This is a genomic window from Mycolicibacterium confluentis, assembly GCF_010729895.1.
Classification (GTDB): Bacteria; Actinomycetota; Actinomycetes; order Mycobacteriales; family Mycobacteriaceae; genus Mycobacterium; species Mycobacterium confluentis.
In genome coordinates this window covers 4148335-4165264 of the sequence record NZ_AP022612.1, presented here as the reverse complement: position 1 = coordinate 4165264, position 16930 = coordinate 4148335, and the positions used below count along the sequence as shown (strand labels likewise).

Genomic DNA, 16930 nt, shown 5'->3' with positions numbered 1-16930 from the left:
GGCAAGCTCGTGCGGCATGGAGACTCAAGCCCCTCGGCCGCAGTTCCTCGACGATCGCCTGGCGCATTGGGCCGCGCAGACGCCCGACGCCGAAGCCATCACCTACCTCGACCGCACCTGGACCTGGGCTCAGTGGAACGACCGGGTCCGCCGACTGGCCGGAGCGTTGAGCGCGATGGGCATCGGTCGCGGTGACGTCGTGGCGTTCCTCGACAAGAACCACCCGGCCTGTGTGGAACTGACCTTCGCGGCCGGTTCCCTCGGCGCGGCCACCGCGGTCGTCAACTTCCGGTTGGCCGCCGATGAACTCGACTTCGTCCTCAACGACTCCGGCGCCAAGTTCCTGATCGTCGGAACCGAACTGCGCGAGGCGATCGACGCCATTGCCGACCGGTTGCCCGCGGTGGCGCGCATCGTCACGGTCACCCCCGACGGCGGGGACGGCGACGAGTACGAACAACTGCTGGCCGACTCCGACTCCACGCCCGTCGGCCGCAGCGCGGGCACCGATCCTGAGGACACCGTGCTGGTCATGTACTCCTCGGGCACCACGGGCCGGCCCAAAGGCGTTGAGCTGAGCCACCGCAACCTGATCGCCCACACCATCAACTCCCACGACGGCTGGACCTTCGACGACGGTGACAAGAACATGGTGTCCATGCCGCTGTTCCACGTCGGCGGATCGTCGTACGTCCAGGTCGGCATCCACGACGGCGTCCCCACCGTGATGACCCGCGAGGTCGATGGCGCCTCCCTGGCCGGCGCCATCTTGGCCGGCGCCAACCGCACCTTCCTGGTGCCCGCGGTGCTCGCCATGGTGCTGTCGGCGGGTGAGGACGCCATCAAGCTGTTCGGCCGGCTCAAAACCTTCACCTATGGTGCCGCGCCGATGCCGCTTCCCCTGCTGCGTGAGGCCATCAAGCACTGGCCTGACACCGATTTCATGCAGGTGTACGGCCTGACCGAGGTCTGCGGTGTGGTCAGCCACCTGATGCCCGAGGCGCACCGCGACCCCGACCATCCCGAGCGGGTGTTGAGCGCGGGCCGGGTGACGCCCGAGGTCGAACTGCGGGTCGTCGATCCCAACACCTTCCAGGACGTGCCGACCGGGATACAGGGTGAGTTGTGGTTCCGCACACCACAACTCATGAAGGGTTACCTCAACCGACCGGAGGCGACGGCCGAGGCGATCACCGAGGACGGGTGGTTCCGCAGTGGCGACATCGGCCGTGTCGACGAGGACGGCTACATCTACGTCGAGGACCGCCTCAAGGACATGATCATCTCCGGGGGAGAGAACATCTACTCGATCGAGGTCGAGCGCGCACTGGCCGAACATCCCGCCGTCACGGAGGTCGCGGTCTTCGGCGTGCCAGACGAGAAATGGGGTGAGGCGGTCAAAGCGGTTGTGGCGCTGGAGAACCCCGTTGAAACAACGGAACTCATCGACTGGTGCCGTGAGCGGTTGGCCCATTACAAGTGCCCCAAATCCGTCGATATCCTCGACGCTCTGCCCCGCAATCCCACCGGCAAGATCCTGAAACGGGATCTGCGCAAGCCGTTCTGGGAAGGCCGCGACCGGGCCACGGTGTGATCCCCGCACTCGACGAGATTCTGGAGCGCGTCCACGTCGTGGTGCTGCCCATGCGGATCAAGTTCCGCGGCATCACCGAGCGCGAGGTCGCGCTGATCGACGGCCCCGCTGGGTGGGGTGAGTTCAGTGCCTTCCCGGAGTACGACGCACCCGAGGCCGCGGCATGGCTGAACTCCGGAATCGAAGCCGCCTTCGTGGGCATCCCGCCTCCACGCCGGGACCGCGTCGCGATCAACGCCACGGTGCCGGCCGTGCCGGCCTCGGCGGTTCCCGACGTGCTGGCGCGCTTCCCCGGCGCGCGGACCGCCAAGGTCAAGGTTGCCGAACCAGGTCAGACCCTGGCCGACGACGTCGCGCGCGTCGACGCCGTGCGGGCCCTGATGCCCGCGGTGCGGGTGGACGCCAACGCGGGATGGTCGGTCGACGACGCCGTCACGGCGATCGGTGCGCTGACCGCGAACGGTCCACTGGAATACGTCGAACAGCCCTGCCGGACCGTGGCCGAACTGGCCGAGGTGCGTCGCCGCGTCGACACCCCGATCGCCGCCGACGAGAGCATCCGCAAGGCCGAGGATCCCCTGCACGTCGTGCGCGCCGGCGCCGCCGACATCGCGGTGCTGAAGGTGGCACCGCTCGGCGGGGTGGCGAGCATGCTGCGCATCGCCGAGCAGATCGACATCCCGGTGGTGGTCTCCAGTGCGCTGGACTCCGCGGTGGGCATCGCTCTCGGCGTGCGCGCGGCGGCGGCCCTGCCCACGTTGTCGCATGCCTGTGGCCTGGGCACCGGTGGGTTCTTCGTCGAGGACGTGGTGGACCCCGCCGACGCGCCGACCCCGGTCGACGGGTTCCTGCCGGTGCGCACCGTGGTGCCCGACCCGGCGCGGTTGGCGGCCCTGCGGGCGCCCGCGCCGCGCCTGGACTGGTGGTTGCGGCGGGTTCGGGACTGCCACGCCGTGCTGGCGAACCGCTGATGTCCTGATCTGTGGGGTGCATGGCATAGACGCCATGCGGGTTCGGGACCAGGATTGAGCACATGCGGCGATCGGTGGTGCTCCTGGCCTTCCCAGGCATTCAGTCGCTCGACCTGGTGGGCCCGTTCGAGGTGTTCCACACGGCCGGGCTGGTCCTGGCCGCTGACGCCGCGCCGACCGCAGACAACTCTGTCGGAGGCCCAGAGATCGGCTACGACGTCAGCGTGGTGTCCAAGGACGGCGCGCCGATCCGCACCGAGAGCGGTCTGCAACTGGCCGCCGATCCGCTGCCCTCCGGACCCGTCGACACGCTGGTGCTTCCCGGCGGCGGCGGCACCGCCGAGGTCCGTGACGACCCCGACCTGATGGGGTGGATCCGTGAGACGGCGCGCGGTGCTCGCCGCGTCGTGAGTGTGTGCACGGGTGCGTTCCTGGCCGCCGAGGCCGGTCTGCTCGACGGGTGCCGTGCCACCACGCACTGGGCGTTCGCTGACCGGATGGCCGAGGAGTTCCCGGGCGTCGACGTCGACCCCGAGCCGATCTTCGTGCGCAGTTCGGAGCGCGTGTGGACCGCGGCCGGGGTGACGGCGGGCATCGACCTCGCGCTGTCGCTGGTCGAGGACGACTACGGCACCGACGTCGCCCAGACCGTGGCCCGCTATCTGGTCCTCTATCTGCGCCGCCCCGGCGGGCAGACCCAGTTCGCGCCGCCGGTGTGGATGCCGCGGGCCAAGCGCTCACCCATCCGCGAGGTGCAGGAGTCCATCGAGGCTCAGCCCGGCGCCACGCACACCGTCGCCGACCTCGCGAAGCGCGCCGCGATGAGCCCGCGGCATTTCACCCGGGTCTTCACCGATGAGGTCGGGGAGGCCCCGGCCACCTACGTCGAACGCATCCGCACCGACGCCGCCCGGCGCCTGCTCGAACAGACCGACGACACGGTCGTGGCGATCGCGTCGCGGTGCGGGTTCGGCACCGCGGAAACCATGCGCCGCAACTTCGTTCGCCGCATCGGCGTCTCACCCGACCAGTACCGCAGACAGTTCGCCTGACCAGTAGCTCCACCCGAACAGAACCTCATCTGAACCAACAAGGAGTCCTCATGACCCAGATCGCGATCGTCCTCTATCCCACCTTCACGGCCCTGGACTTCATCGGGCCCTACGAGATCCTGCATCGACTGCCGGACACCGAGGTCCGCTTCGTCTGGCACGAGATCGGCCCCATCACTGCGGATTCCGGTGTCCTGGTGATCGGGGCCACCCACACGTTCGACGAGACGCCCGCACCCGATGTGGTGCTCGTGCCGGGCGGACCCGGGACCGTCGAGGTCGCCAGGGACGAGAAGGTGCTGGCGTGGCTGCGCGACACCCACCGCACCGCGACGTGGACGACGTCGGTGTGCTCGGGTTCTGTGGTGCTCGCCGCGTCGGGCCTGCTCGACGGCAGACGCGCCACGTCGCACTGGTCCACGCTGCCTGCGCTCAAGATGCTCGGGGCCGTGCCGGTCGGCGACGAACGCGTGGTCCACGAGGGCGACATCGTCACCGCCGCAGGAGTGTCGGCGGGGATTGACCTGGGCCTGTGGCTGGCCGCGCAGTTGGGCGGCGAGGACAAGGCCAAGGCCATCCAACTGGGCATCGAGTACGACCCGCAGCCACCCTTCGACTCGGGGCACGTGTCGAAGGCGTCTGCGGCGACCAAGGCCACGGCGGCCGCGCTGCTGGGTAAGGACATGGTCAAGCCCGCTCTGCTCAAGGCCAGCACGCTGCTGCTGTGGGATCGCGCGATCGACGTCGTGCGCGGCAGGCGACGCGGGCGGCAGAAGCGCTCCGCTAACGTGGGCGGGTGATAAATCTCGCCTACGACGACCGCGGCAAGGGGGATCCGGTCCTGTTCATCGCCGGTCACGGCGGTGCGGGCCGCACCTGGCACCTGCATCAGGTCCCGGCGTTCCTTCGGGCCGGTTTCCGCACCATCACGTTCGACAACCGGGGCGTCGGCGCCACTGAGAACGCCAACGGGTTCACGACCGAGACCATGGTCGCCGACACCGTGTCCCTCATCGAGGAGTTGGTGGGCGGGCCGACCCGGGTGGTCGGAGTCTCGATGGGTGCGTTCATCGCCCAGGAACTGATGCTCGCGCGCCCCGACCTCGTGAAGCAGGCCGTGCTGATGGCGACCCGCGGCCGGCATGACCGCACGCGGGACTTCTTCCGTCGCGCCGAGGAGATCCGACTCGACGCGGGCGTCGAACTTCCGCCCGAGTTCGACGCCAAAATCCGCATGCTGGAGAACTTCTCGCCCGCGACCCTGAACAACGACCGGGTGGCGGGGGACTGGATCGAGATGTTCACCATGTGGCCCGTCAGGGCGACGCCGGGTAATCGGTGCCAGTTCGACGTCAAGCCGGAGGGCAACCGACTGGCCGCTTACCGCGCCATCACGACGCCGGTCATGGTGATCTCGTTCGCCGACGATCTGGTGCTGCCCCCACACCTGGGCAAAGAAGTGGCCGACGCCATACCCAAGGCCCGCCACCTGCAGATACGTGACGCTGGACACCTCGGATTCATCGAGCAGCCGGACGCGGTCAACAACGCGATGCTGGAATTCTTCGGCCGCCTGCCCATGTGACAGAGTGTTGTGGTGAACCCATCGACAGCTCAGGCGCGCATCGTCGTCGATGAGCTGATCCGCGGCGGTGTCCGGGATGTGGTGCTGTGCCCGGGCTCACGCAACGCACCGCTCGCGTTCGCGTTGGAGGCCGCCGACCGTGCCGGCCGCCTGCGGCTTCACGTGCGCATCGACGAGCGCACGGCGGGCTACCTCGCCATCGGATTGGCGGTCGCGGCAGGCGCCCCGGTGTGCGTCGCCATGACCTCCGGCACGGCCGTGGCCAACCTGGGACCCGCCGTCATCGAGGCCAACTATGCCCGCGTGCCGCTGATCGTGTTGAGCGCCAACCGGCCTTACGAACTGCTGGGCACGGGCGCCAACCAGACCATGGAACAGCTCGGCTACTTCGGCACGCAGGTGCGGGCCAGCATCAGCCTGGGCCTGGCCGAGAACGCGCCGGAGAAGATGGCCGCACTCAACGCCCAGTGGCGTTCGGCGACCTGCCGGGTTCTCGTCGCCGCCACCGGTGCCCGCAGCGGCAACGCCGGCCCCGTGCAGTTCGACATCCCGCTTCGGGAGCCGCTGGTGCCCGACCCGCAGCATGTCGACGACGCCGAGATCCCGCAGGGCAGGCCCGACGGCAGGCCGTGGACCTACACCCCACCCGTCACGTTCGATCAGCCGCTGGACATCGACGTCACCCCCGACACCCTGGTGATCGCGGGGCACGGCGCCGGCTCGCACCCCAACCTCGCGGGGCTGCCCACCGTCGCCGAACCGACCGCGCCGCAGCCGGCCAACCCGCTGCACCCGCTGGCGCTGCCGTTGCTGCGGCCCGCGCAGGTCATCATGCTGGGCCGGCCGACACTGCACCGCCCGGTGTCGGCGCTGCTCGCCGACCCCTCGGTGCCGGTCTTCGCTCTGACGACGGGCCCGCGCTGGCCCGACGTCTCGGGCAACTCGCTGGCCACCGGCACGCGGGCCGTAATCTCAGGCACCCCCGGGGCCGCGTGGCTGCAGCGTTGCGCCGAGGTCAACCGGCACGCCGTCGATGCGGTGCGCAGCCAACTGCGTGCGCACCCGCTGACGACGGGACTGCACGTCGCGGCCGCGGTCGCGGACTCCCTGCGCGATGGCGACCAACTGGTGCTCGGTGCGTCCAACCCGGTGCGCGACATCGCGCTGGCCGGCCTCGTGACGGCGGGGCCGCGCGCGATCCAGGTGCGGTCCAACCGCGGCGTCGCGGGCATCGACGGCACGGTGTCCACCGCGATCGGCGCCGCGCTGGCCCATGACCTAACGGGTGGCCGGACCGTCGCGCTGATCGGCGATCTGACGTTCGTGCACGACAGTTCGGGGCTTCTGGTCGGGCCGACGGAGCCCACTCCTGCGAACCTGACCATCGTGGTGTCGAATGACAACGGCGGCGGCATCTTCGAGCTCCTCGAGCAGGGTGACCCGCGGTTCTCCGATGTGTCCTCGCGAATCTTCGGTACGCCGCATGACGTGGACGTCGCCGCGCTGTGCCGGGCCTACCACGTCGAGTGTCAGCAGGTCGAAATCGAGGCCTTGGCCGCCGTTCTCGACGAGCCGCACTCCGGTATGCGCGTGCTGGAGGTGAAGGCCGACCGATCGTCGCTGCGGCAGTTGCACGCGTCGATCAAGGCCGCGCTGTGAGGCTCGACCGCAGGCAGTTAGCGCTGCTGCTGCCGCGGATTGCGGACGGTGTCGACGACTCGCCAACACGAAAAGTGTTGCGATGGACCAAGGTCGGTGTCTGGGTCGCGGTCTTCGTGGTGACCCTGCAGTCGCTGCTGTTGGTGGCAGGTGCGTGGCGCAACGACCGTCAGATCGAGGCGAACATGGGCGTGGCGCAGGCCGAGGTGCTCAGTGCGGGCCCGCGCCGGTCGACGATCGAGTTCGTCACGCCGGATCGGGTCACCTACCGTCCTGAACTCGGTGTGCTCTACCCGTCCGAACTGGCCACCGGCATGCGGATCTACGTCGAGTACGACAAGGACGATCCCGACCTCGTGCGCGTGCAGGACCGTACCGCCGCGCTGGCCATCATCCCGGCCGGGTCGATCGCCGTGGTCGGTTGGATCGTGGCTCTGGGCGCGCTGATCGGGCTTGTCGCGCTCGAACGGCGGATCGACGAATCCGGCGAACTCAGGCTTGGCGCATCAGGTCGTTGAGCCAGTCGTCATCGGAGATGTCGATGACGCTGTCGTCGCTCAGGTTGTAGACCACCGGGGTGTGCACGCTGCCCTCGATGGTCAGGAGGAGTTCGGCGTTGACGTCGGTGACCTCATCGGGGTCGACGGTCGCCCTGCCGAAGCTGATGGCCTCGGACACGGTTTTGGACAGCCCGGCAGCGGTCGCCATCCTGGCGAAGTCTTCGCCTGTGTACCGGCTGTACGCGAGGCGCTGATTGGCCCACAACTCCGCGACGAAAGTCTGGAACTGATCGGCGAGCGTGGCGGGATCCACCGCAAGGAACAGCGCGTCGACGACCGCGGCGGAGTACCCGCGCGAGCCCAGGTCCAGGAAAGTCAGAGGCCGGTAGGTGACCGCCAGGCGCCCGGATGCCAAGTGGCCCTTGAGTTCGTCGCCGAACTTGAACTGCAGGGTCGCGCAGTGTGCGCACTGCGGTTCGGCATAGATCTCGATGCGCACCGCGGCGTCGCGGGCGCCAGCGACGATGCCGCCGCCGTCGTCGGACATCATGACCCCGGGCGGGTTCAGAACGGCCTGTGCGGTGCCCTCGACCGCTGCGCTGCAGCCCACGGCGAGCACCGCTGATGCGGCCACGGCCACTGTCGCCAAGATCCTTCGCATGCCGCCCCTTCCGATTCAGACGAAGATACCCCGGCTGTGACCGTTCCCTCGTGCGTCGAGCCTGCGGTGGCTGCCAGAAATTCCGGTGGGATTCGCGGTCCCGTGGAGCTCTCTTGCGTTGAAACCGCACTGGCGGCGGTGATTTCGGCGCTCCCGCCCTCAGTGCGGTCTCGCTGGGAGGGCGTGCGGCGGCGTCTCTCGGGTCCGAAATTTGTCGGACCCTGCTGGGAGACTGTGGTCATGTCCTCGATGACGGGTCCCGGCTTGGTTGCTGAGCAACCGGGCGAGCTGCGGACTGACCGTCTGATGGGGTTGTACGACGAACTGTCGGAGTTGGCGGGGCAGCGCAACGCGATTGATGGCCGGATCGTGGAGATCGCGGCGCGGATGGACGGGTTGTGGGGCCACACCGGGTGTCGGTCGTTGGCAGGGTTGTTGGCCTGGCGGCTGGGTGCGTCGGCGGAGCACGCGAAGTCGATCGCGGCGATCGCCGAGCGGATTGAGGAGTTCCCGCGCTGTGTGGGCGCACTGCGCGAGGGGCAGTTGTCACTCGATCAGGTCGGAGTCATCGCCGCCCGTGCGGGGGAGGGTTCCGATGAGCATTACAGGGCGTTCGCGACCCACGCTTCGGTGAGTCAGTTGAAGAAGGCGATCAAGCTGGAGCCGCGCCCGGACAGGGCTCCCAAGCCCGAACCCCAAGCTTCGGTGTCGAAGAGTGTGGGTGAGGACACCGTCACGTGGCGCATCACGCTCCCGGCGATCGAGTCGGCGAAGTTCGAGGCCGGACTGCAGTCGCACCATGAGGCCTTGATCGGTGAGTGGAAGCGTGATCACGACGCTGATGAATCCGATACCGGGCACAATCGTGATGAGTTGCGTCGTCCGCCGTTTCCGACGTTGCCCAACGCCTTCATGCGACTGGTCGAGGCCGGCTGGGACGTCGAAGCCGCCGCACGCCCGCAGGGGCATCGCACCACGGTGGTGATGCACGTCGATGCCAAGGAGAAGCTGGCCAATCTGCATCTGGGGCCGGCTCTGTCTGCCGCCGACCGCCGGTACCTGACCTGTGATGCCACCTGCGAAGTCTGGTTTGAACGTGACGGGCAGGTCATCGGGTCGGGGCGCACCACGCGCACGATCAGCCGGCGCCTGCGCCGCGCCCTGGAGCATCGCCACCCCACGTGCGCTGTGCCGGGGTGCGGGGCTACGAGGGGTTTGCATGCCCATCACATCCGGCATTGGGAGGACGGCGGAGAAACCGAGTTGGAGAACCTGGTGCTGCTGTGTCCGTATCACCACCGGATGCACCACAAGGGTGAGATCACTGTCCTGGGCCCGGCCAGTCGGCTCAAAGTTCTCGACTGCGACGGGCAACTGCTGCAGGACGGGTCGTTGGCGCGGCGACCGCATGGACCCCCGCCGCGGGTGCGGCCTTACCCCGGGACCTCCGGGGAGCGCTGCGACTGGTGGTGGTACACGGCGTACGAACCTCCATCGCAGGACAAGATGCGGGACGCGATCGTCACCGTCCAACCCAAGGACGAGTACCTGTAGCCAACCCGCCTCACACGTTCGTGTCGTGTCTGCCTGACGGCAACCTTCCGGAAAGACCGTGCTGGCACCGTCGCAGACGTGCGCGTCGCAATCGTGGCCGAGAGTTTCCTCCCGAACGTCAACGGCGTCAGCAACTCGGTGCTTCGGGTGCTCGAGCACCTGCGCCGCACCGGACATGAAGCGTTGGTGATCGCCCCCGACAACCCGCCCGGGCAACCACCCGCCGACCGCCTGCACGACGGCGTCCGGGTGCACCGGGTGCCGTCGCGGATGTTCCCCAAGGTCACGTCACTGCCGCTGGGCATCCCGTGGCCGCGGATGCGGCAGGTGCTGCGCGGCTTCGACCCCGACGTCATCCACCTCGCGTCCCCGGCCCTGCTCGGCTGGGGCGGCGTGCGCGCGGCGCGTGATCTCACAGTGCCCGCGGTGGCGGTGTTCCAGACGGACGTGGCGGGGTTCGCCGAGAGTTACGGCGTTCCGATCGCCGCGAAGATGGCCTGGGCGTGGACAAGGCAGGTGCACGCGAAGGCCGACCGCACCCTGGCGCCGTCCACGTCGGCGATCGAAAGCCTCAAGGCACATCGAATCCCACGGGTGCACAAGTGGGCCCGCGGTGTCGATGTCACCGGCTTCGCGCCGTCGGCACGCAGCACGGCACTCCGCGAACAGTGGTCACCCGAAGGACGACCGATAGTGGGGTTCGTCGGACGACTGGCCCCCGAGAAGCACGTCGAACGCCTGGCAGCGCTGGCGCACCGCGACGACCTGCAACTCGTGATCGTCGGCGACGGGATCGACCGCGCGAAACTGGCCGCCACGCTGCCCTCGGCGGTGTTCACCGGGGAACTGCACGGCGAGGCGCTGTCCGCGGCCTACGCCAGCATGGACGTCTTCGTCCACCCCGGCGAACACGAGACGTTCTGCCAGGCCGTCCAGGAGGCCATGGCCTCGGGCCTGCCCGTGGTGGCCCCCGATGCCGGCGGCCCGCGCGACCTCGTCACGCCGATGCAGACGGGGCTGCTGCTGCCGGTCGGCGAGTTCGAACAGCGCCTGCCACTCGTGGTCGACCACCTGCTGGCCGAGCGGCCGCGTTATGCGACGGCCGCACGGCGCAGTGTCCTGGGCCGCACCTGGCCGGTGCTCTGCGAGGAACTGCTCGGCCACTACGAGCAGGTCCTCCACGAACAGGCGATCGCTGGGCGCCCCGCAGGACAGCAGCGCAAGCCCGCCTAACCCTGCGCCAACTCCGCGACGGGCTGCCATTCCTCCCACGTCTTGATCCGCTGCTCGTAGTCGGCCTTGGCCACCTGCAGCGGTTGCGCGCCGAAGAACACCCGCAGGGGAGGTTCGGGGGCGTCGACCACCTTCAGGATCGCCCTCGCCGACGCCTCGGGATCACCGCGTTTGCCGAGGCGCTCGGCGCGCGCCAGTTCAGCCGCCTCGTGGATCTCCTCGTAGTCCGGCAACCGGGTGGCGTGCTTGGCCGACGGCCCGGCCCAGTCGGTGTCGAAGCCGCCCGGTTCCACCAGAGTCACGCGGATCCCGAACGACTCGACCTCCTGCGCCAGGGCCTGTGAGAAACCTTCCAGCGCGAACTTCGAGGCGTTGTAGATGCCGACGTTCTGGAACGCCGAGATGCCGCCGATCGACGACACCTGGATGATGTGCCCGCTGCGCTGGGCCCGCAGATACGGCAGCGCGGCCTGCGTGATCCACAGTGCGCCGAACACGTTGGTCTCGATCTGATCGCGTGCCTCGGCCTCGGACAGTTCCTCGATGAACCCGAACTGCCCGTAGCCGGCGTTGTTGACCACGATGTCGAGGCGGCCGAAGTGCTCGTGCGCGGTTTTCACCGCCTCGAAGTCGGCCGCGCGGTCGGTCACGTCGAGTGTGATCGGCAGCAGTGCGTCGCCGTATTTGGCCACGAGATCGTCCAGTGTCGCGGTGTCACGGGCCGTCGCGGCCACCCTGTCGCCGCGCTCCAGCGCCGCGATCGCCCACTCACGGCCGAATCCACGTGATGTCCCGGTGATGAACCAAACCTTGTCTGCCATGTCTCCTCTTCCCCTGTGCGCTTCTACCCGGGTACAAACTCTGAGGGCATACGCCCATTCCCGACAGGGAAAAGTTCACAGGTAGCTTTAACCGAGTGAGCCGCGCATCGTTGGACAAGGACCCTCGCGAGGTGGCGTCGATGTTCGACGCCGTCGCCCGCCGCTATGACCTGACCAACACCGTGCTGTCACTCGGCCAGGACCGCGCCTGGCGGCGGGCCACCCGTGCGGCGTTGCGGATCGGTCCCGGCGACAACGTGCTCGACCTCGCGGCGGGCACCGCGGTGTCCACTGTGGAACTGGCCAAGTCGGGCGCCTGGTGCGTGGCCTGTGACTTCTCGGTGGGCATGCTCACCGCAGGCGCGGGTCGGCCCGTGCCCAAGGTGGCCGGCGACGCGACCCACCTGCCGTTCGACGACGCGGTGTTCGACGCCGTGACCATCAGCTTCGGGCTGCGCAATGTCGTCGACCACGTCGGGGGCCTACGGGAGATGGCGCGGGTCACCAAGCCCGGTGGCCGTTTGGTGGTGTCCGAGTTCTCCACGCCGACGGTGCCGGTGTTCTCCTATGTCTACAAGGAGTACCTGATGCGGGCCCTGCCCGCGATGGCCCGGGTGGTCTCCAGTGACCCGGAATCCTATGAGTACCTTGCCGAATCGATCCGGGCGTGGCCGGACCAGCAGACACTGGCCCGCCAGATCGCGGACGCCGGATGGTCGAATGTGCGGTGGCGCAACCTGACTGGCGGGATCGTGGCGTTGCACGCCGCTGTGAAGAACTGACTCGTCAAGAACTCACTCGTCAAGAACTGACCGGCTCCCTCAGCGCCGCTGGCGCGCGCAGCGCCGCAACTCCCGCGCCGGCCCGGCAGACGCCGGCGAACATCCGCAGCGACAGGCGATCTGACGCAGACGGTGTGACCCCCGTGAGCTCGACGGCCCAAGGGTGCTGCATGGCGCGAATCGCGCCGCGTGGCACCACACGTGGCCACCAGTCGGTCGGTTCGAAGATCTGGTCGCGGAACGGTTCGAAGTGCGGACCGGCCGACAGCACCGTGTTGCACTCATGGGAGAACCACTCGGTGAAGTCGGCCCAGCTTCCCGGCATCGGGCGGTCGGAGATCCCGTAGCGGCGGTACCACTCGCAGCAGTCCTGGTACAACCGTTCATGTTCGTCGGCGTCCAAAGGGCCGATGAACGTGTTGACCATCGTCACCAGCGTCTCGACGAACGTCGCGTGCTGGAAGTGGAACACGTCGGGATTGAGCGCGTGATAGGGCCGACCCTGCTCGTCGGTGCCCTTGACGTGTTCGTGCGCGAACTGGATGAACCGCCGCATCTCCCGATCGGTGTAGGCGATGCGGATCAAGGCGGGCACAGTTCGCTTCTTGTGCAACCAGATTCGCTCGCGCATCAAGGCGTGCTCCAGGATGCCGCGCGCGATGGTCGGGTGCAGCAGTTGCAGGCACACCGCGCGCGGGAGCATCAACAGGAAACGGCGGTCACCGAGGTGACGCCGCAGCAGTTCGCCGGTCACGCGTTCAGAGGATGCTCTTGTTGCGCTTGATGCGGCGACGCAGGTCCTTCATCAGCACGGTGTAGTTGTACGTGCGGATGAACCGCGGGATGAATCGGTTGACGAACGAGACGAACAGGAACAGATGCTCGAACCGGCGCCGGTCCTCATCGCTCCACTCCAGGCCCATCTGCTCGCGGAACACCGGTGCCAGAAAGCCGTTGGTGAGGAACTTCAACAGCGGCGCGAGGATCAGGCGCGGGATCACGTTGATCATCTTCAGGTCGAGCAGGTGCAGGATGTAGTTGCGGACGAAGTCGTCCATCTCGATGCGTTCGCACGCGGTGTTCCAGTAAGCGTCGAAATCCTTGCGGGTGGCCGGCCATTGGTCTTCGAGCACCTGCAGCGTGGTGCCGATCGTGATGGCGCTCTGGTAGAAGGTCTCGGCCTGCTCCTCGGTCATCGCGCCGTGCAGAAGCTGGTGGGTGTCCTCGTAGAAGATGAACAGGCAGGCCGCAACCCACAATTGGAGCTCACGGTTGAACGCGTTGTACTTCACCGGGCTGTCCTCGGTGGAGCGCACCTGCCGATGGGCGACATTGACCGCCTCGCGGTAGGCGTCGCGCTCCTCCTGAGTGCCCAGGATCGCGACCGCCAGGTACTGGGCCGTCGTGCGCAGGCGCTTCCACGGGTGGTGCATCAGTGACCCCGACTCCACGCGGCTCTCCGCGACGCCGTAGCCGACCTCGGGCCAGCTCATCTGCATCGCGACGTTGGCCGCCGAGCCTGCCGCGGACCAGAAGTCGAGCGCGTCGGTGAGGTCGAGTTCCTTCTTGCGTTCCCAGCGCGGGGTGCGCTGGGTGATCTGGATCCGCGTCTGCTCGCAGGTCAGTCGGGGCGCTGCATCGGCGGTGGCGTACTGAGCTGGCATCGCGTGTCCTTTCGAGGTGGATCAGAGGGTCTTGACGTCGTCGACGAGCCACCGGTCGCCATCGCGGACCAGCGACACCACCATTCGGTAGCGCTGCTTGTTCCCCTGCGGGGCAGTCACATTCGTGACCTGTTGATCAACGAACCCGACCACGGTGGCGCGCTCGCCGTCGAACTGCTCGACCGCGACGTGTTCGGCGGTCGCGGCCGCCACGCCCTTGCTGGTGACGACGATGTCGCGCAGGGCCGCCACCATCTCGTCGTACTTCTTGGCGAACTCGGGTGTGGAACGCTGTGTGATGGTGCCCTTGTTGGCGGCCAGGTTCTGATAGTCGAACGACGCCATCGCGGTGAGGTAGTCGCGTGTGGTCGCGGTGGCCTCGCTCTGCAGGCGCTGCAGTTCGCTCTGCTGATACAGCGTGTAGCCCAGTGCGCCGGCCAGGGCGACGAACGCGGCCACGATCGTACCGGCGAGCACGCGGCGCGGCCAGGCGCGTGCGGGTCGCGAGCCCTCGTCGGCGGCCCCGGTCTCGGCCGAATCGGTGGCATCCACGTCGACCGTTTCGTCCAGGGTGTCTACCTCATCGCGGGACATCGTTACCTCTCAACATCATTCGCCACTTGTAGACGAGCTCGGCCAGCGTCGGGATCTTCATCGGGTCGCGGGCCACGGGTGGGCCGATCACGCCGCCGGGGATCTGGGAATTCTGCATGCCCAGGTCGTTGGGCCGCGGGGCGTTGACCGCGCCGCGCATCTGCATGTCCGGCGACGGCGGACAGTACCGCACCAGGTTGGGCTGCACCGGGCTGAGGTCGCCGATCGCGCGCCGGTCGACGTCGTGCACACACACCGGACCCTGCGTGGCGATCAGCGCGAAGTCCGCGCGGTCCTTCTTCACGATCGACGACAGGTCATAGAGCCCCTGTGGGATCGCCTGCAGGCCGGTCTGCAGCGACTCGGTGCGGTCACCGATGATCGGCGCGACGGTCGCGAGGTTGGCCAGCGTGGCGCCGAACGTGTCGCGGTAGGTGTCCATGACCTTCTGCACCGACGTCAGCGTCTCGGGCGCGTGGTCGGTCAGGTAGAGGAACACCGGTCCGCTGTCGTCGAGTTGTGTCGTGAACCGGGCACTGGCGTTCATGCCGCGCACAAAGCTGTTGCCCTGACCGGCCATCGTGGTCACCAGGTTGACGGTGCCGGCGATCAGCGGTTCGAGTTCTCCGAAACGAGCATGGATTCGCTGCGAGATGTCCGCACCGTTGTCGATCAGCGCGGCCAGGCTCGGGCCCAAACCGCTGAACGAGTCGGACAGTTCGGTCGAGACGTCGCCGACGGCCTTGGCGTCGATCTTCTTGGCCAGACGACCCGCCTCGGCCATGACCTGATCCATCTGGACGGGCTGCCGATCGGCGGGGGCGGCGACGGTGTCGCCGGACGCCAGGTACGGCCCGTCATTGGACTGCGGCAGCAGGTCGACGCTCTGGATGCCGGCCGCGGTGCCCATGCCGACGGTCATGATGGCGTCCCGCGGGATGCGGGTGTCCGGGTCGACGGCCAGCCGAATCCGGGCGGTGCCGTCGGGACCCAGTCGGACGTCGTCGACGGTGCCGACCTCGACGCCGCGCACGGTCACACTGGTGCCCGCGGTGAGCCCGAACGCGTCGGTCATCGTGGCGTTCAGCAGCAGGGGAGTGCGGAAACCCTGTGAGCCCGCGACGAATCGGATGCCGAAGGGCACCACGATCGCGGCGATCACCGCGAAGATGGCGACCTGGACGACGACGAGTCTTCTCAATGCAGGCCCCCCGAGAGGAATCCGTCCAGTGCCTCCTGGCCGGTGATCGGGGTGCCGTTGACGATCAGGCCGCCCGTGAGCAGTTTGTCGATGGTGCCCGGAATGTCCAGGGCCCCGTCGAACATCAGGTAGTCGCCCTTGACCGACGAACCGAACTTGTCGAGGAAGTTGTTCATGGTGGCGAGCGTGTCGTTGAGGCGGTCGTTGTAGCTGCCCAACTCCTTGACCACGGCGCCCGCGTCCTGCACCAACGCCGCGGTGTCGGCCTGGGCGAAGACCGCGTTGGCGGTCGACGCGAGCGCGGTGGTCGAGGCGAACAGCGTGGCGATCTTGGCGCGCTGGATGTCGAGCATCGCCACCACCCGGGGAAGCGCGTCGAGATAGCGGTCGACAGTGTGCTGTTCGCGTTCGAACTGCGTGCTGATGTCGGCGGCCAGGGTCAGGGCCTGGTCGAATTCGCCCTGGTGCTCCTGAGTCTTGGCGGCCAGCACCGACATCGCGTCGATCAGGCCGCGGATCTTCTCCGAACGCCCGCCGAACGCCTTGTCGAGTTCGGCGACGATCGTGGTCAACTGGTCGACACCACTGCGCGACATCAACGCCCCGAACGTCGCCAGCGCGGTCTCGATCTGCGGACCCAGTTCGGTCTGGCTGGGCGGGATGACGTCGCCGTCACGCAGGATCGCGGCGGTCGGTTGGGCCGGTGCGGACAGTCGGACGAACGGATTGCCCAGCGCCGAGGGCAGTTCCACGCTCGCGATGGTGTTGCTCGGCAGATTGCTGTCGGCGCGCACGCTGAGTTGGACCGACGCGCCCGAGGTCGCGAGATGCAGTGAGCTGACCCGGCCGACGACCTTCTGCCCGTCACGCACGTCGGCGCCGATCGCGATGCCGTCCGCCGTGGGCAGCACCACGGTCACCGTCATGCTCTCTCCGGCGGTGCTGCGGCCCAATGGAAGATCCTGGATGCCGAGGTCGGAGGCGGCCCACAACGCGGTCGCGCTCAGCGCGCCGATGGCCGTCAACGCGACCGCGGTCGACGATGGTTTACGCATGGGC

General features: G+C 68.1%; 17 protein-coding genes. 10 read left to right on the top strand and 7 right to left on the bottom strand.

Going from position 1 to position 16930, the window contains the following annotated elements:
- The first annotated feature begins 16 nt into the window (after positions 1 to 16).
- From G6N34_RS19705 to G6N34_RS19675, 7 genes are all read left to right on the top strand, one after another.
- Positions 17 to 1594 carry a long-chain-fatty-acid--CoA ligase gene (locus G6N34_RS19705; RefSeq protein ID WP_085149892.1) on the top strand — a complete coding sequence of 526 codons (1578 nt, stop codon included), beginning with the start codon at positions 17 to 19 and terminating at the stop codon, positions 1592 to 1594.
- Positions 1591 to 2565: an o-succinylbenzoate synthase gene (locus tag G6N34_RS19700; RefSeq protein ID WP_085149890.1), complete on the top strand. Its 975-nt coding sequence runs from the start codon at positions 1591 to 1593 to the stop codon at positions 2563 to 2565. The genes G6N34_RS19705 and G6N34_RS19700 overlap by 4 nt, the downstream gene beginning before the upstream one ends.
- A 62-nt stretch (positions 2566 to 2627) precedes the next feature.
- Complete coding sequence (locus tag G6N34_RS19695) at positions 2628 to 3617, top strand: GlxA family transcriptional regulator (protein ID WP_085149888.1); 990 nt, start codon at positions 2628 to 2630, stop codon at positions 3615 to 3617.
- Positions 3618 to 3667: 50 nt separating this feature from the next.
- On the top strand, positions 3668 to 4417 hold the full coding sequence (locus G6N34_RS19690) for a DJ-1/PfpI family protein (RefSeq protein WP_085149887.1): 750 nt from the start codon (positions 3668 to 3670) through the stop codon (positions 4415 to 4417).
- On the top strand, positions 4417 to 5202 hold the full coding sequence (locus tag G6N34_RS19685) for an alpha/beta fold hydrolase (RefSeq protein ID WP_085150131.1): 786 nt from the start codon (positions 4417 to 4419) through the stop codon (positions 5200 to 5202). The genes G6N34_RS19690 and G6N34_RS19685 overlap by 1 nt, the downstream gene beginning before the upstream one ends.
- A 12-nt stretch (positions 5203 to 5214) precedes the next feature.
- On the top strand, positions 5215 to 6861 hold the full coding sequence (menD, locus tag G6N34_RS19680; protein ID WP_085149885.1) for a 2-succinyl-5-enolpyruvyl-6-hydroxy-3-cyclohexene-1-carboxylic-acid synthase: 1647 nt from the start codon (positions 5215 to 5217) through the stop codon (positions 6859 to 6861).
- The gene (locus G6N34_RS19675) at positions 6858 to 7379 is read left to right on the top strand and encodes a DUF3592 domain-containing protein (RefSeq protein WP_085149883.1); all 522 of its coding nucleotides are present in this window, start codon (positions 6858 to 6860) and stop codon (positions 7377 to 7379) included. The genes menD and G6N34_RS19675 overlap by 4 nt, the downstream gene beginning before the upstream one ends.
- On the opposite strand, the gene G6N34_RS19670 is transcribed toward G6N34_RS19675, so the two are convergent.
- Entirely contained in the window at positions 7354 to 8022 is a 669-nt protein-coding gene (locus G6N34_RS19670; RefSeq protein WP_085149881.1) for a DsbA family protein, read from the bottom strand. The two genes, G6N34_RS19675 and G6N34_RS19670, sit on opposite strands and share 26 nt — an antisense overlap.
- Positions 8023 to 8262: 240 nt before the next feature.
- Between G6N34_RS19670 and G6N34_RS19665 the strand changes: the two genes are divergently transcribed.
- Positions 8263 to 9576: an HNH endonuclease signature motif containing protein gene (locus G6N34_RS19665; protein WP_085150129.1), complete on the top strand. Its 1314-nt coding sequence runs from the start codon at positions 8263 to 8265 to the stop codon at positions 9574 to 9576.
- Positions 9577 to 9654: 78 nt separating this feature from the next.
- Complete coding sequence (locus tag G6N34_RS19660; RefSeq protein WP_085149879.1) at positions 9655 to 10809, top strand: glycosyltransferase family 4 protein; 1155 nt, start codon at positions 9655 to 9657, stop codon at positions 10807 to 10809.
- Here G6N34_RS19660 and G6N34_RS19655 read toward each other — a convergent pair.
- Positions 10806 to 11630 carry an SDR family oxidoreductase gene (locus tag G6N34_RS19655; RefSeq protein WP_085149877.1) on the bottom strand — a complete coding sequence of 275 codons (825 nt, stop codon included), beginning with the start codon at positions 11628 to 11630 and terminating at the stop codon, positions 10806 to 10808. The two genes, G6N34_RS19660 and G6N34_RS19655, sit on opposite strands and share 4 nt — an antisense overlap.
- A 95-nt stretch (positions 11631 to 11725) precedes the next feature.
- Here G6N34_RS19655 and G6N34_RS19650 point away from each other — a divergent pair, with 95 nt between their 5' ends.
- Positions 11726 to 12412, top strand: coding sequence for a demethylmenaquinone methyltransferase (locus tag G6N34_RS19650; RefSeq protein ID WP_085149875.1), 687 nt, complete (start codon positions 11726 to 11728; stop codon positions 12410 to 12412).
- A 19-nt stretch (positions 12413 to 12431) separates the two neighbouring features.
- Here the strand turns inward: G6N34_RS19650 and G6N34_RS19645 are convergent, their stop codons facing one another.
- Genes G6N34_RS19645 through G6N34_RS19625 form a run of 5 tightly spaced genes read right to left on the bottom strand, consistent with a single transcriptional unit; the run spans position 12432 to position 16926 of the window.
- Positions 12432 to 13166 (bottom strand): oxygenase MpaB family protein, encoded by a 735-nt coding sequence (locus G6N34_RS19645; RefSeq protein ID WP_234812766.1) that lies wholly within the window; start codon positions 13164 to 13166, stop codon positions 12432 to 12434.
- 4 nt (positions 13167 to 13170) lie between these two features.
- Positions 13171 to 14076, bottom strand: a complete 906-nt coding sequence (locus tag G6N34_RS19640; RefSeq protein ID WP_085149873.1) for an oxygenase MpaB family protein — start codon at positions 14074 to 14076, stop codon at positions 13171 to 13173.
- A 21-nt stretch (positions 14077 to 14097) separates the two neighbouring features.
- Positions 14098 to 14670, bottom strand: a complete 573-nt coding sequence (locus G6N34_RS19635) for an Rv1363c family protein (protein ID WP_085149871.1) — start codon at positions 14668 to 14670, stop codon at positions 14098 to 14100.
- Positions 14657 to 15871: an MlaD family protein gene (locus tag G6N34_RS19630; RefSeq protein WP_085149869.1), complete on the bottom strand. Its 1215-nt coding sequence runs from the start codon at positions 15869 to 15871 to the stop codon at positions 14657 to 14659. The genes G6N34_RS19635 and G6N34_RS19630 overlap by 14 nt, the downstream gene beginning before the upstream one ends.
- Positions 15868 to 16926 (bottom strand): MlaD family protein, encoded by a 1059-nt coding sequence (locus G6N34_RS19625; protein ID WP_085149867.1) that lies wholly within the window; start codon positions 16924 to 16926, stop codon positions 15868 to 15870. Before G6N34_RS19625 ends, G6N34_RS19630 begins: the two co-directional genes overlap by 4 nt.
- Between the last annotated feature and the right edge of the window lie 4 nt (positions 16927 to 16930).

Excerpts from the sequence above, each read along its gene's own strand:
- G6N34_RS19705 (WP_085149892.1), top strand. The coding sequence starts at position 17 with ATGGAGACTCAAGCCCCTCGGCCGCAGTTCCTCGACGATCGCCTGGCG.
- G6N34_RS19695 (WP_085149888.1), top strand. The coding sequence starts at position 2,628 with ATGCGGCGATCGGTGGTGCTCCTGGCCTTCCCAGGCATTCAGTCGCTC.
- G6N34_RS19690 (WP_085149887.1), top strand. The coding sequence starts at position 3,668 with ATGACCCAGATCGCGATCGTCCTCTATCCCACCTTCACGGCCCTGGAC.
- G6N34_RS19670 (WP_085149881.1), bottom strand. The coding sequence starts at position 8,022 with ATGCGAAGGATCTTGGCGACAGTGGCCGTGGCCGCATCAGCGGTGCTC.
- G6N34_RS19665 (WP_085150129.1), top strand. The coding sequence starts at position 8,263 with ATGTCCTCGATGACGGGTCCCGGCTTGGTTGCTGAGCAACCGGGCGAG.
- G6N34_RS19655 (WP_085149877.1), bottom strand. The coding sequence starts at position 11,630 with ATGGCAGACAAGGTTTGGTTCATCACCGGGACATCACGTGGATTCGGC.
- G6N34_RS19640 (WP_085149873.1), bottom strand. The coding sequence starts at position 14,076 with ATGCCAGCTCAGTACGCCACCGCCGATGCAGCGCCCCGACTGACCTGC.
- G6N34_RS19635 (WP_085149871.1), bottom strand. The coding sequence starts at position 14,670 with ATGTCCCGCGATGAGGTAGACACCCTGGACGAAACGGTCGACGTGGAT.
- G6N34_RS19625 (WP_085149867.1), bottom strand. The coding sequence starts at position 16,926 with ATGCGTAAACCATCGTCGACCGCGGTCGCGTTGACGGCCATCGGCGCG.